The organism is Psychrobacter sp. C 20.9 (genome assembly GCF_001921765.1).
Lineage (GTDB): Bacteria > Pseudomonadota > Gammaproteobacteria > Pseudomonadales > Moraxellaceae > Psychrobacter > Psychrobacter piscatorii_B.
In genome coordinates this window covers 13,758-26,791 of record NZ_MRYC01000006.1, presented here as the reverse complement: position 1 = coordinate 26,791, position 13,034 = coordinate 13,758, and the positions used below count along the sequence as shown (strand labels likewise).

At 45.7% G+C, this 13,034-nt stretch carries 12 protein-coding genes; 10 read left to right on the top strand and 2 right to left on the bottom strand.

What is annotated here, in order from left to right; genetic code table 11:
• The 10 genes from BTW00_RS05290 to BTW00_RS05250 all read left to right on the top strand — a co-directional run bounded on the left by BTW00_RS05290 (position 1) and on the right by BTW00_RS05250 (position 9,496).
• Complete coding sequence (locus BTW00_RS05290) at positions 1–2,460, top strand: hypothetical protein (RefSeq protein ID WP_075106551.1); 2,460 nt, start codon at positions 1–3, stop codon at positions 2,458–2,460.
• On the top strand, positions 2,453–2,686 hold the full coding sequence (locus BTW00_RS05285) for a hypothetical protein (RefSeq protein ID WP_075106550.1): 234 nt from the start codon (positions 2,453–2,455) through the stop codon (positions 2,684–2,686). The genes BTW00_RS05290 and BTW00_RS05285 overlap by 8 nt, the downstream gene beginning before the upstream one ends.
• Complete coding sequence (locus BTW00_RS05280; protein WP_075106549.1) at positions 2,683–3,105, top strand: hypothetical protein; 423 nt, start codon at positions 2,683–2,685, stop codon at positions 3,103–3,105. The genes BTW00_RS05285 and BTW00_RS05280 overlap by 4 nt, the downstream gene beginning before the upstream one ends.
• A gap of 2 nt (positions 3,106–3,107) precedes the next feature.
• Positions 3,108–3,242 carry a hypothetical protein gene (locus BTW00_RS14170; protein ID WP_256714010.1) on the top strand — a complete coding sequence of 45 codons (135 nt, stop codon included), beginning with the start codon at positions 3,108–3,110 and terminating at the stop codon, positions 3,240–3,242.
• Positions 3,243–3,295: 53 nt separating this feature from the next.
• A complete protein-coding gene (locus tag BTW00_RS05275; protein ID WP_075106548.1) occupies positions 3,296–3,898 on the top strand; it encodes a hypothetical protein in 603 nt (200 codons plus the stop codon).
• 27 nt (positions 3,899–3,925) lie between these two features.
• The gene (locus BTW00_RS05270; RefSeq protein ID WP_075106547.1) at positions 3,926–4,219 is read left to right on the top strand and encodes a hypothetical protein; all 294 of its coding nucleotides are present in this window, start codon (positions 3,926–3,928) and stop codon (positions 4,217–4,219) included.
• Between the two features lie 69 nt (positions 4,220–4,288).
• A complete protein-coding gene (locus tag BTW00_RS05265; protein WP_075106546.1) occupies positions 4,289–7,771 on the top strand; it encodes a tape measure protein in 3,483 nt (1,160 codons plus the stop codon).
• A gap of 46 nt (positions 7,772–7,817) precedes the next feature.
• A complete protein-coding gene (locus BTW00_RS05260; protein WP_075106545.1) occupies positions 7,818–8,297 on the top strand; it encodes a hypothetical protein in 480 nt (159 codons plus the stop codon).
• A gap of 86 nt (positions 8,298–8,383) precedes the next feature.
• Entirely contained in the window at positions 8,384–8,698 is a 315-nt protein-coding gene (locus BTW00_RS05255) for a hypothetical protein (protein ID WP_218609005.1), read from the top strand.
• 36 nt (positions 8,699–8,734) lie between these two features.
• Positions 8,735–9,496 (top strand): N-acetylmuramidase family protein, encoded by a 762-nt coding sequence (locus BTW00_RS05250; RefSeq protein ID WP_083603578.1) that lies wholly within the window; start codon positions 8,735–8,737, stop codon positions 9,494–9,496.
• Positions 9,497–9,812: 316 nt separating this feature from the next.
• Here BTW00_RS05250 and BTW00_RS05245 read toward each other — a convergent pair whose 3' ends face one another.
• Positions 9,813–11,117: an MFS transporter gene (locus tag BTW00_RS05245; protein WP_075106543.1), complete on the bottom strand. Its 1,305-nt coding sequence runs from the start codon at positions 11,115–11,117 to the stop codon at positions 9,813–9,815.
• 222 nt (positions 11,118–11,339) lie between these two features.
• On the bottom strand, positions 11,340–12,983 hold the full coding sequence (locus tag BTW00_RS05240) for a phospholipase D family protein (RefSeq protein WP_075106542.1): 1,644 nt from the start codon (positions 12,981–12,983) through the stop codon (positions 11,340–11,342).
• Positions 12,984–13,034 lie beyond the last annotated feature (51 nt).

The window sequence follows — 13,034 nt, the reverse complement described above, 5'->3', positions numbered from 1 at the left end:
ATGGCAAGCTCATTAAAATTACAGCTTGAGCGTGTCATTAGCGCTAATCGTGTTAGTAGTGCGCTAGAGCTACCGCTTGAGCGCAAGCTGGGCGACCTGCCGCGCCTTAAATACGTGTATGCTGACGCACTGCCGCTACCGCTTGAGCGTAAAATCAGTGAGCAGCCAGCAGCTAATGCGCTGTATATGTCGCTCGACCGGACGCTTGGCACGTATGTACCGCTGGTATATGTGACAGCCAATGCGCTACCGTTGCCGCTATCTGAGCGTATAAGCAACCAACCGCCAGCGAGTGCGCTACCACTAGGACTGACGCGCAAACTTGGCACAACCACGGGCGGTTATGTGCCGCCAGTGATACCGCCAGTCAGTGACGATGTGTCGGTCGCTATCGCAGCAGTAGCAGACATAACGCCTACTGCGTCAGCAACTATGACAGCGGAGGTCGTTGAGGTCAGCGTATCGGTTATTGCTCATTGCGATCTAAACGCTACCGCAAGCGCGACTGTCGATTATGACGCGAATGTGTTTAGAGGGCTGATTGCTGACGCATCTAGCGACATGCAAGATGCAAAACTACAGGGCATTGATAGAGGCGGGCAGTTTGAGGGTAACGAGCAGCTAGTCAGCAATACAACAGCAGACTGGCAGCAATCGAGATTGATAAGCACTGACAATCAGGCGCAATTTGAGGGTAACGAGCAATTACACTCAAGTAGTCAGGTATCTTTTGAGCAATCAAAACTGATAGGCGATAGCAGTAAGCAAGGCGCGGAATACCAAGCATTTATTGCTAGCAAGTCACAGCTACAATATGAGCAATCAAAGCTGATTGGTCAAGGACAGTGGTACAGCTTTGAGGCGATGCTCAAGCGTCAAATCGAGCGCACATTAGGTGCGGAATACGCCGAGCTAGTGACAGACAAACTAAGCTCATATAACGAATACAGCCGTTTATTAAATACCCGTACCGATTTTTTAATCGAAACAGCAAGGCTGCCATTTAGCAAATTACGTTATGTACCGCCGCCGCTGTCTCAGACCGTCATACTCAAAGAGCAAGTCATTGCAGGCTGGGAGTGCGGTAGCGGTGCTTTACGTCACTATGTTTACAATGACGAATTAGCGTTACCGATGCACAGGCGCATTGCTGACAGGGGTGCGTCTAGCAGTCTAGCAATGCCTCTGACCATGCCTCGTGGGGTGCTGGAGCTATCAGCAGCCGATGCCGATGCGATGGAGACAAGGCCATGTAGGCGCAAGACGCTGGCGGTAAATCCAGATTTGGATATAACGCTGTGTCAGCCTAAAGTGTTTGGTAAAGCGTCATCTATCGCAGTCAGCGCAAATACTACGCTAAGCGCTACCGCGTTACTCAATCTGCTAATCGGCGAAAAAGGCGAGGCGTATAATAAGGGAGTTATATTTGTGACAAACAGCGTAGCTCTAACGCGCTCCGATGATGGGCGTGAGATTAAGCTATTAGGCTTTAGCGTGGGTGTTGATAGTAACAGCTATACATGGTCATTCAGTGCGACTGTACCACTGTCTGAGCTATCAAAGGTCGATACGGCACGAGAGCAGCAGATAGGCGTTGATTTCGTTTGTAACGGCAATCTATGGAGATTTATCTTAGATAGTTGTGATGATAGCGCGTCATTTGGCGAAAGCTCATTGACGATTAAAGGTAAGTCACGCGCTATGCTGTTAGCGAGTCCGTATTCAGCTCAACGTGGCTTTAAGTACGACACAGCTATGAGCGCAAGACAGATTGCAGAGGACGAGTTAAACCGCTTTGGTGTACCTAGTGGCTTTACACTTGATTGGCAGCTTGCAGGGGTCAATGGCTGGAATGTACCGGCTAACGCTTATAGCTACTCAAACAAGACGCCTATCAACTCGTTGCAGTGGATAGCCGAGGCAGCAGGTGGCTTTATCAATGCTGATATGAGTGCTGATGTATTGCACGTACTCGCACACTATCCAGTACCAAGTTGGGAGTGGGCAGCGCAGACACCGAGCATCGAGCTACCGATGTCGCTTATCACCAGCCGCAGCCGTGGCCGTGTCAATAAACCCGCTTATAATGGGGTAACGATATACGGAGAGAATGATAACGGTATCGGCGCTCTAATCAAGCGCACAGGCACAAGCGGAGGTTATCAGCCGCCTATGGTCACTAGCGACTTAATGACCGACACAGCGGCCGCTATTAGCCGTGGTGAGGCAATACTGAGCGACACAGGCGATATTGGTAACATCGGTATCTCAATGCCGTTGCATAGCGATTTTGGTGTTTTGCTGCCATCGACACTTGTTGGTGTTAATGATGGCGAGTCGTGGGTAGGTATGGTCAGAGGAACAAATATTACTGGCAGACTTAATAACAACCGAGCACTTGAGGTTGAGCAGATCACAGATTTTGAGCGTCATTTTGATAAGGAGGTCGTCAGTGGCTAGCGGTAATTTATGGCAGTTATTCAAAGGTGTCACTGAGCAGGGGGCTAAGCAATTGGCGACCGTCATTGACCGTAACGGCTCAAACTATACCGTCACCATGCAGGGCGGTGGTAACACTATCGTGCAATCAAGCGCAGCTTACGAGCTGCAAACAAAGGTATTTATCAGGGATGGTCAGATAGTCAGTGAAGCGCCTGACTTGCCATTCGTGGAGATTGAAGTATGACAGACAATACAGAGAAAGTGATCCGCGTCGCTGATACCGATATTGCTATCAAGCGCGTCAAAGTTAAAAATTTAAACGAAGTGACACGGGGCTTTACACCATTCGTGGCTGAGTTTGAGCGTATCGTAAAAGCAAATAAAGGACTGCCTGAGAGCGAGCTATTAGCACTGATTGGCAGCTATACAGATGAAACGGTCATATTAGCATCGGTACTAACAGACCAAACGCCTACCTTTTACCGAGAGCTTGAGCCGCTTGAGATGCTGCAAGTGATGCAGGAGGTCGTCGCCCATAGTGGCGATTTTTTTATGCGTCAGATTTTCATGCCCCTAAAAAGTCTAGGGGCGCAGTTAGCGTTACTTGGTTCGACAGCTTACTACCATTCTACAAAATCGGACTCAGAGAGCACGATGTCTTAGATATGGCGTTTGGTGAATGGTGGGGGCTATCTAAAGCATTTGCTAAAGCTCATCAGCAAAACATCAAAGATATGGCTATCGCTATGCGAGTATCGCAGGCAGACGCGAAAGGCTGGAAAGAGTTTATGAAAGACTAGCGTAACAAAGAACAATCAACTAAGATTGAGTAAATATAATTTTGGTGATTGTTATGGATATTAAAAAAATAGTAATTATCGCAGCTGTATTTTTATTGGCTTTGATAGGCTTTAATTACTATAGTAGCGCCCAATCCGAGAAGGCTAGGGCTGTGCGTATGGCTGAGACTGAGGCTTTGCGCAATCAAATTAAAATTCGAGAGATAGATCAAGCAAGAAATACTCAAATTCAACAAGATCGTGAGGAATTAGAGAGCATGCCTGTTGCCGCGCAAGAGATAATAACAGCTAAAGAATCTCAGCCGGAAGTTGGTGTTGAATACCAAGATTTTAATGCGCAGAAAGAGGATAGAGCTAAGCTTGATGATGTTATGGATCGATGGAACGATGCTAGTATAGTGGCGAGCAGAACATCAAGGATAGCACTATCTAACGTGGTTCAAGATATGCAAGCATTAAGGCGTGAGGCAGATAAACTTGTTGTAACGCCATGCCTTACAAGGGCGCAAGCGAATTTATTGGTAGGTATGGATTCAGAGCTTGCAGGGTACTTAAAATTCATGGCAGACCCTGATGCCAGTATCACACAAGATGTTATTGGTAAGTATGAGGCGCACGCTAAATATTATGAGTTAGTCAAAAAGTGTACCGATTGATTAAATACACAAATATGGACGTAAATTATGACTGATATAAATTACATGACGCTAAAAGAATGGCCAACAGCTCACAAGGTTTGGGGCGATGATGGTTTTGAGCGTATCAATCAATTGCTAGATAAAGCAGTGCATTTGGTTGGCAGAAAAGCACCAAATGAGGTTGTACACTATGCTGGACTATCTGAAAACAAAAGTAAGCCAGGTAAAACACCAGTTGTCTTTATCGATTGTGATAGCTTAAACCGCTACCACATTAGCGAACGAAACATCAAGAGTGGCAAGCTGCCAAAGCCTGATAGGGCAAGCGCCTTTAAATAAACAACGAATAAATCAACAAGCTCACCTAATTGGTGGGCTTTTTTATGCCTATAATTTGAGGTGCGCCATATGGCAGGTGATTTAGATTTTAACGTGCAGTTGCGTGTGCTCAATGAGCAGTTTAACAACGGCATCAATCAAGCGCGTGATAAGTTTACGCAATACGCCCAATCCGTGCAGCGTAATGTAGCACAAATGAATACTGATACTGAGCGAGCTACTACGATGCTAGCAGGGCTTGCCAATGTTGATGCCAGTCGTTTAACAAGTGAGATTCGCGCCACAGCCGACCAGCTACGCCAGATGGGTGCCGGTGCCAACATATCAGGCGAGCAGGTCGAGGCGGCTATGCAGGCATCTGCGCTCCAAGTTACCCGCCTTGGCAGACAGTTAGAAGTTGCTAGAGCTGAGGCAGTACGATTAAGCCAAACAGGGGCGTCGCCTCAAGATTTAGAACAAGCAGCAGCCAACGTGAACCGTTTAGAGACTGAATTAAACGAAGCTCGCAGCGCCAGTGTTAGTTTAGCAAACGAGCTGTCAGGCGCAATGAATAGAGCTAGCACGACCGCTGACAATGCACGTAATTCCCTCTATCGTATGGCTAACATCCGAGTGCCTGAGACGATACGTGGTGAGATTGATAGCATCAGTCGAGCATTGGTAGATTTTCAGAACAATAGTGGTCGCCCCGCTGCTGAGATTGAGCGAGCGACGCGCGCAGCCGAGGAGCAGATCAGACGGCTAGAGAATGAGCTGAACGGTGTTGATGACACGATAAGACGGACAGATACCAGCACAGGAGGTCTAAGTGGTGGTGTTGATAAGCTAAAAGGCGCATTTGGCGGATTGCAAGGTCTATTGGCAGCAGCAGGCCTTGGTATTGGTGTCGCTGAGATTATCGAAGTGTCGGACGCATTTAAAACACTAGAGGCTCGCGTTAAATTAGCGACTGGTGAGGGTGCTGCTTTTGTCACAGGCTTTGAAGGCGTTAAACAGATTGCTAATGAGACATTTAGTAATATTGAAAGCACGGGTGAATTATTTGCCCGAATATCACAGGCAGGTGAAGAGTTAGGATTAGCGCAATCGCAAGTATTGGAAATCACTCGCACCATTAACGAGGCTATTCAGCTATCTGGTGGTAGTGCTGCCAGTGCTGACGCTGCAATCACTCAGTTGATCCAAGGTTTGCAGTCAGGTGTGGTCCGTGGTGAGGAATTTAACTCCATCATGGAGCAGGCCCCACGCTTAGCTCAGGCTATGGCTGACGGTTTAGGCGTGACTCGTGGTGAATTACGAGCATTGGCACAAGATGGCAAGCTAACATCAGAGGTCGTCATTAATGCAGTGCAGTCGCAAGGAGAGGCGATTGCGAGCGAGTTTGGTTCACTGCCTAATACGGTTGGCAATGCTTTGCAGGTAGCTAAAAACCAAATTTTTGAGTTTGTCGGTGAGATGGATAAGTCGGTAAATCAATCCTCGTTACTAGCTAATGCCGTCAACTCAGTCAGTGATAGTCTAAGCAATATGGACCCATCAACAGTTGCGGCTGTTAACCAAATATTCAATCAGCTGATAACCACGGTTGGCACATTATGGAAAACGATTGTCGATACATACAATCAGATTAATGATTGGATTGGTGCAATTACTAACAGCTCGGAAACAGCAGAAGAAAAAGTAGGTCTTATCACAAGAGCTATGCAGGGTGTAAGCATTGTACTTGGCGCTATCAATGATGGATTTGAGACTATTGGTATTGCCCTAAATGTTGTTTCTGGTGTAGCTGCAAATTTTGTGGCTGTACTAGCTCGCGGGTTATCAATGCTTACATTTGGCGAAGCAGCTCAATCTTTAAAGGATTTTGCTGATCGTTTGGATGAGGCAGCAACAAGCTCCTACGCTAAAGCAGACCAAGCAATATTAGACTTCACGTCATCCGCTAAAGCAGCGCTTGATGATGCAGCCATGTCAGCTCAAGACAGAATGGGCGCTGCGGCTAAGGCAGCAACAGACGCTTATGACACAATGACAGCAAGTGGTACGGCGTCAGCCGACGCTGTAGAGGGTGCTTTTACCAAAATGGCTAATGCTCAGATAACAGCTTACGGTGAGTCAGCATTGGGAGCGCTACAAGCAGAGGCAGCAGAACGCAATCTGACAGTTGCTATCGGTGAGACAGGTAAGGCTATTGTCGAAAAAATGACTGATGAGCAAGCAGCGTCAGCATCAGCGCAGGGTGCAGCAAAAGCTTTAGATAAAACCTATCGTGAGCTTGCTGACTCGCTAAGTGTTGGCATTACGCAAGGTTATGCAGATGCAAAAGCATCGGTGCTAGAGCTATCAGATAGTTTCGATGTTCTGACTGATGCAGGTTATCAAACAGGTGAGGTGCTGTTTGCTGCCTTGAATGACATGACCAATAAGGCTAAAAACACTGACGAGCTGCAAGATATTATCTTAATGTGGGAAGATTTAGGCAAGCAAGGGCAGCTTACAGGTGAAGACTTGGCAGCGGGTCTTGACTTGGCTAATGAGCGCCTTGACGCATTGACAGATGGTGTTAACTCAGTCAATGAGGCCTACAAAGTTTTAGGTCTGACGACACGCGCTGAGGCAGCGAAACAGGCAGAGGCATATACGCAGGCTTACGGTATCATCGTCAAAGACGGTGAAGCCACCGCAGGTCAGCTTGCAGACGGATTTAAGAAGTACGCCAAGGCAGCAGTAGCAGCTAATGGCGATGTGGTGACGGCGCAGTTAAAGGCTGAAGCAGCGCAGCGAGGGTTAACAGTCGCAGTTGATGAAACAGGCCGTGTCACATTTGAAAAGATGGGACAGGCTAAGGCCGCAAACGATAATGTCACTCGCTCAGTCCATGGTATCCGTACAGCATACGACGGCATATCGAGCAGCGCAGGCAGTGCAGGAAATAGCATGGTACGCGCCGCTAATGATGCGTCATCCGCTTATGATAAGTTGCAAGCTAAGATTAAAGCGGTCAAAGAAGCGCAAGCGGTCGAGAATGAGCGCACGACGATGCAAAACTTGCGAATTTACGGCAAAGAAGAAGCGCCGGCTATTGGTGATCAGTTTGGCACCAGGTTAGGCGTTGAAAACTTTTTGAAATCGCAAGGATTATCAGAAGCTCAAGCTATTGAGGAAGCGCGTAAGCTGTACGCAAAACAAGGCACATCTAGTGGCAAGCTCGACTTTGGCACGCTGCAAGGCTTCCAAGAAGGTCAAATAATGACAACAGCTGATCTGGACAAATTCAAATCAGCGACAGTTTATCTTGCCGAAATTGCAGAGAAAGCGCGCCAAAATGACAGGCAACGTGATAATTATGAAGCGGCAAGAACCGCAACAGCGCAGATCACAACGCAAGAGTATGGGCGCTTTGATAGTCAGCCGCGGTCAACGAAAACCATTGACGTTAATTTAAGGCTTGGCGGTACATCAGTGCCGGTACAAGTTGCCGAAAATCAAGAAAACGCTTTAATGTCATTGCTGCAACAACTACAAGACAGTAAAGCAATCGCAGGTTACTAGCCACTCGATGAGTGGTTTTTTTACGACTAAAATTTGAGGGGGCGTTATGCCTAGTAATCAATGCGGCTTGATAGGCCGCTATTTTTTTAAGTTTGACGAGTTGATAGATTGGATATTTCCAACAGCAAATAGTGTAAGGCCAGTTGAAGTTGCAAACGTCGGTATGCTTTGGTCATTCTCGATCATCTTTATCATTGGCGCGGCCGACATTATCTTGCAGCACCCATATCGCGGTTTTACTTACGTGTCCTCAATATGGGTATGGATAGCAATGTTTATTCTCGGCACTGGCTGTTGGTTCGCACTCGTTAAGAAGTCTTTACGCTCAGATAGGCGGTCAGCAATAGGACTAGCATTGTCGTCAGTGGTGTTTATCGCGCTGTCAGGCATCTTTGCAAGTGATTACCCTCCATTATCCACAGCCGTTCCAATCTACTTCTTACATGGCGTTATGTGCTTACTAGCGTCAGTCAAGCGAATGAAAACAGTTCGAATCGTAGCAGACGAATTAGCCAATGAGGGGTAAAGGTGGAAATTGTAAATTTACTTTTACAGTCGCCTTTACTTCAAATATTGGCGGCTATATGCGGCTGCCTAATCGGATCGCTAGCTATGAATCCGGTCGAGCGTTACGGCATTAGAATAGCAATCTTGTTCACAATGCTGTCAATGCTCATCGCTAGCGCACTATCTGAATATCTAGCTGTAACTAAAGGAATGGAGTTTGTCACAGTCCATGCTGCCATTGGTGGCGGCATCGGTCTAACTGGTCAGTTTTTAATTGAGGAAATCAAACAAAGCGCACCTAAGTTTTTTAAGTCACTGCTTAACGTCCTAACATCAACACTCATAGATAGCATTGTCGAGACTATCGTGATGTTTTTCGAGGGCATCAAACGCAAGATTAAAAAATGGTTGCCGAAATAACTTAGCCGCTTAATTGAGGTTTTTTTGGGGGTAAAAATGGCTTACGGTCATGTAGTACAAGCGCAGACAGCGTTATCTAATGCAGGGTTTTACCATGGCAAGATTGACGGGGATTTTGGCGGTGGTTCACTTCGAGCCGTTGAGAGTATGATTGCCAATACAGGAAAAGCTGTCAACGTATTAACTAAAGCGGATGGCTGCACAAAAAACAAGCCAAAACTAGGCCGCTCTGATATTATCACTGCTGCAAAAGGTCTAGGCGTAGAACCTGCGACACTAAAAACGGTTATTGATGTTGAAGCTCGCTCAAGCGGTTTTGATGATGAGGGCAGACCAACCATCTTATTTGAACGTCACAAAATGTGGAAATATCTAGGTGAAGCGAATTACTTTACCAAGCGCGATCAGCTTAGCGCACTATTCCCTGATATTTGCCATCAGTCACCAGGGGATTACAACGCGCGGTCCCAGTATGAAAAACTAGCGATTGCAGAATCATTGCATTGGGAAGCAGCCCACTTGTCAGCCTCATGGGGTTTAGGTCAAGTAATGGGCTTCAATTATGAAAGTCTAGGCTATCCATCACTGAAAGCCTTTATTGATGCCATGTATGAGAGCGAGGCAAAACAGCTTGATGCTATGTGTCGATACATCAAAGTAAATTATCTGGTCGATGAATTGCAGCGTCATGATTGGGCTGGATTTGCAAAAGGCTACAATGGCAGTAATTACGCTATCAACAAGTACGACCAAAAACTAGCAGCCGCTTATGCAAAGGCCAAAAAAGAAGGTTGGTAGCATTTGAATAGGTTTACCCTGTGCCCCATCATTAATTTGGTGGGGCGTTTTTTATTGTCTAGGTTTTGAGTGAGTTGTCGTACCATATTCGTACCATGAGTTAAAACAAAAAACCTGAAAGCGTTTGTCTGTAAAGCCTTAAAGTGATTGGTTGATACTATCAATCATTGGCGCAACAGAGAGGCGTTTGTTGGTCATATCAACCATGGTTATCAAGCCTTAATATCTGTGTCTTAAACAAATGGATAAGGTGCAATGAGATATCTCATTGCACCTTAGTTTTAAACATCGTTCGAATTAGTGACTGATCTATTATTTATAAAATAACATGATCAATCTTTTTGAATTCAGGCAAATTATAGAAATAAAGCCCCATAATAATACCGATAGAGCCCACAAAGGCAATATATAGCGCTGGCGAGAAACTGATGAGTGTCGTGGCGTAACCAAGACCAAAGGGTATCAGCACACCCACGATACCGTAGGTAATATTATAACAAAAAGAAATGCCGGTGAGACGTACATTGGTCGGAAATAGCTGCACTAAAATGGCAGGGATCATGCCCACGATACCGGCACAGAACCCTAGCAATGCATACATGATTAATATATAGTCGCCACCCGCCTGCAGATGATAAAAGAACGCCAGTGTTTGAGCGATAAGTAAAACAGAACCAATGACCAAAATTTTACCAAAGTTCTCATGGGTCGAGATCATGCCATAAAAGACACAGCCAAGAATCATAAATACGATGCCCAAGCTATGAGAAAAGCTAAACAAATCACTGTCTAAAGTAAAGTTGATTTCTATTAGTTCTGGCAGTAGTAGGACAATGACGGAGGTGATACTTGATATCACTATAGTCAGTACCATACTGACAAAGATAGAATGTTTGCAGCGCTTGAATAATACCGTAAATGGTCTACCTAGATTCTTACCAGTTTTTGGCTTATCTAACGCCAAGAAAAACGGAGTCTCTTTAACCAATCGCCATACCAACAATGGCAGACAGGTTAGTAAGGCGCCAACAAAAAACGGCAAACGCCAGCCATAATCAGTCAGCTGTACGGTGGTCATAAAGTCAGTCAGCCACAGAAAAAACGCATTAGAGAACAGTACACCTACCAAAAAGCTAGCCGTAACGTAGCTACAAGCCACTGACAAATACTGCCGAGGGACATGCTCCGCCACAAATACCCAAGATAGCGGTGCGTAAAGACCAAATGCCATACCTTGTATGATTCTCAGCAATATGAATAACGCAGGTGCAAGCGCACCCCACTGCGCATAAGTAGGCAGACACGCCATTGCGAGCAAGCTACCTGCCGTAACGATTATGCTCAGGAAAAAGGTCGGCTTTCGACCTTTGAGATCACCATAACGCCCGAACAGAATACCACCAAATGGCCGAGCCAAGTAACCAATGACAAACAGCCCCATTCCTTGCAGCTTAGCAACCGTAGGATCGTTATTAGCGGGGAAAATAGCAGATGAGACAATGTCTGCAATGTACAAATAAATCAAGAAATCAAAAAAGATTACAGCGCTGATAAAGCTTACGAATATGACTGTATTTTTGTCTTTTTTAGACATCAGGGCGTATTGAGAACGAGTCGGCATAATAGATCACGCATCCACGGAGTAAAGTGGTCATTAAGACGATCATCGTTTAGATAATCGGCCATGATAAAAACCGGCAAATCAAAGTATATAAACAATGATTCGCCGGAACAGTAATTTTGTGTATTGTAATAAGAACTTTGATTACAGGATTTGGCTTTTAACAAAAGCAAAACTGCACATCCTGCAATTTTAGGGACTATTTAGAAAAGAGTTTACATATTACAGTAGCCAGTCAATGGGTAACCAAGACATAATAGTAAGCCAGATATGATCACTCATATCGACCCGTGGCTCTGACTCGTAAACGACTTCTTTGCCATCTTCCATGGTGTGCCACTCCAAGCTACCGTTGTCTAGCAGCTTAACTTCATAAGCTTGGTTTAGTAAATCATCACTCAGCGCCCCGTGCAGCTGTCTTGCCAACTCATCATCATTGATGATTACACCCATTTCAGTATTGATATTGGCAGAGCGAGGGTCAACGTTGTAGGAACCGATAAACACTTGATAGTCGTCTACCGCAAACGTTTTTGCATGTAGGCTGGTTGATGACTGACTGCGTGCACGCCAGAGTTTATTGTCACGTTTTTCTTCAGCTGCCGTTGATTTTAGCTCGTATATTTTTACGCCTGACCGCAGCAGGCTAGGGCGCCATTGACTATAACCAGAATGAACAGCGGTCACGTCGGTTGCATCAAATGAGTTGGTTAATATTTTGATATCAACGCCAGATTCGGCGAGCTTCACCAAAGTATCGACCCCATCTTTGGTCGGGACAAAATAAGACGAGATGATGGTCAGCTTTTTGGTTGGGCTACCGAGTAACGTACGCAGTTGATGCACCAAGTTGGTCTCAGATGAGACGCTTTTGGACAGCTTGCCAACATCGTCACTCAAAAACTGCATGTCTGTCCAACGAAACGGCACGCGTTTGTTGATCAGATCAGTGTCTATCGTCGAGTCTTTGATGGCGGCTTTATAAACCGTCAAGCTACTGCCTTCGTTATTTTCCTCATCTATACCCAGCTTGTCTAATGCCTTCAAAAAATCAGGCGTGACGTCATCGTCGAACTTGGCTAAAGTTTCGATGTCAAACGACAGCGGCGATGACCAGTAACTGGCAAAGCTATTATCAATGTCTGCGACGACTTTACCAATCAGTAAAACATCCAAATCCGCAAACTGGCTGCTTTGATCGTTACTCAGGTACTCATTACCGATATTACGTCCGCCGATAATGGTAATCTGTTTATCAAACGTCATGCTTTTATTGTGCATACGGCGATTGATACGCGGCAAACCTGTGACGTAGTTCAATGTTGAAAATTTACGATGCATTAATGGGTTGATGATACGCACCGCGATATTAGGGTGGCTTGCAAAACGTAATAGGTGCTGATCAAACTTTGCACTGTTATTAAAATCATCCAACAACAAACGCACGATCACACCGCGCTCAGCCGCTTCCCACAAGTCTTTTAATAGCAGTTGGCCAGCCTGATCATTATGCCAAATATAATACTGCGCATCGATATTGCGCGTGGCCATACCTGTTAACATACTACGGGCGGCAAACGCATTTGCCCCAGTGACGATCGGATGATAGCCTGACAAATCAGGATGAATTTCATTCTGCGCACTAACAGCGGCCACTAGATCAGTATTGTTGGTTGTAGTCGCTGTATTTTGCTCAATCTTTGGGCTGTCTTCTTGTTGGTATAAAGCATTGACTCGCGCTGATAGCGCTTGGCTCTCAGGTAGATGTGGCTGTTTGGGTAGGCTCTGGCAAGCGCTCAGACCTAAAGTCAGCCCAAGTGTCAGACTCAACGATAAGCTGCTTGGTTCTATACTGAACATCGACATAACGAATTTACCTTGATGAGCCTAAATATACTGATAAATAAAATGAATGGA

Excerpts from the sequence above, each read along its gene's own strand:
- BTW00_RS05280 (WP_075106549.1), top strand. The coding sequence starts at position 2,683 with ATGACAGACAATACAGAGAAAGTGATCCGCGTCGCTGATACCGATATT.
- BTW00_RS05265 (WP_075106546.1), top strand. The coding sequence starts at position 4,289 with ATGGCAGGTGATTTAGATTTTAACGTGCAGTTGCGTGTGCTCAATGAG.
- BTW00_RS05260 (WP_075106545.1), top strand. The coding sequence starts at position 7,818 with ATGCCTAGTAATCAATGCGGCTTGATAGGCCGCTATTTTTTTAAGTTT.
- BTW00_RS05250 (WP_083603578.1), top strand. The coding sequence starts at position 8,735 with ATGGCTTACGGTCATGTAGTACAAGCGCAGACAGCGTTATCTAATGCA.
- BTW00_RS05240 (WP_075106542.1), bottom strand. The coding sequence starts at position 12,983 with ATGTCGATGTTCAGTATAGAACCAAGCAGCTTATCGTTGAGTCTGACA.
- BTW00_RS05270 (WP_075106547.1), top strand. The coding sequence starts at position 3,926 with ATGACTGATATAAATTACATGACGCTAAAAGAATGGCCAACAGCTCAC.
- BTW00_RS05245 (WP_075106543.1), bottom strand. The coding sequence starts at position 11,117 with ATGCCGACTCGTTCTCAATACGCCCTGATGTCTAAAAAAGACAAAAAT.
- BTW00_RS05255 (WP_218609005.1), top strand. The coding sequence starts at position 8,384 with ATGAATCCGGTCGAGCGTTACGGCATTAGAATAGCAATCTTGTTCACA.
- BTW00_RS14170 (WP_256714010.1), top strand. The coding sequence starts at position 3,108 with ATGGCGTTTGGTGAATGGTGGGGGCTATCTAAAGCATTTGCTAAAGCT.
- BTW00_RS05290 (WP_075106551.1), top strand. The coding sequence starts at position 1 with ATGGCAAGCTCATTAAAATTACAGCTTGAGCGTGTCATTAGCGCTAAT.
- BTW00_RS05275 (WP_075106548.1), top strand. The coding sequence starts at position 3,296 with ATGGATATTAAAAAAATAGTAATTATCGCAGCTGTATTTTTATTGGCT.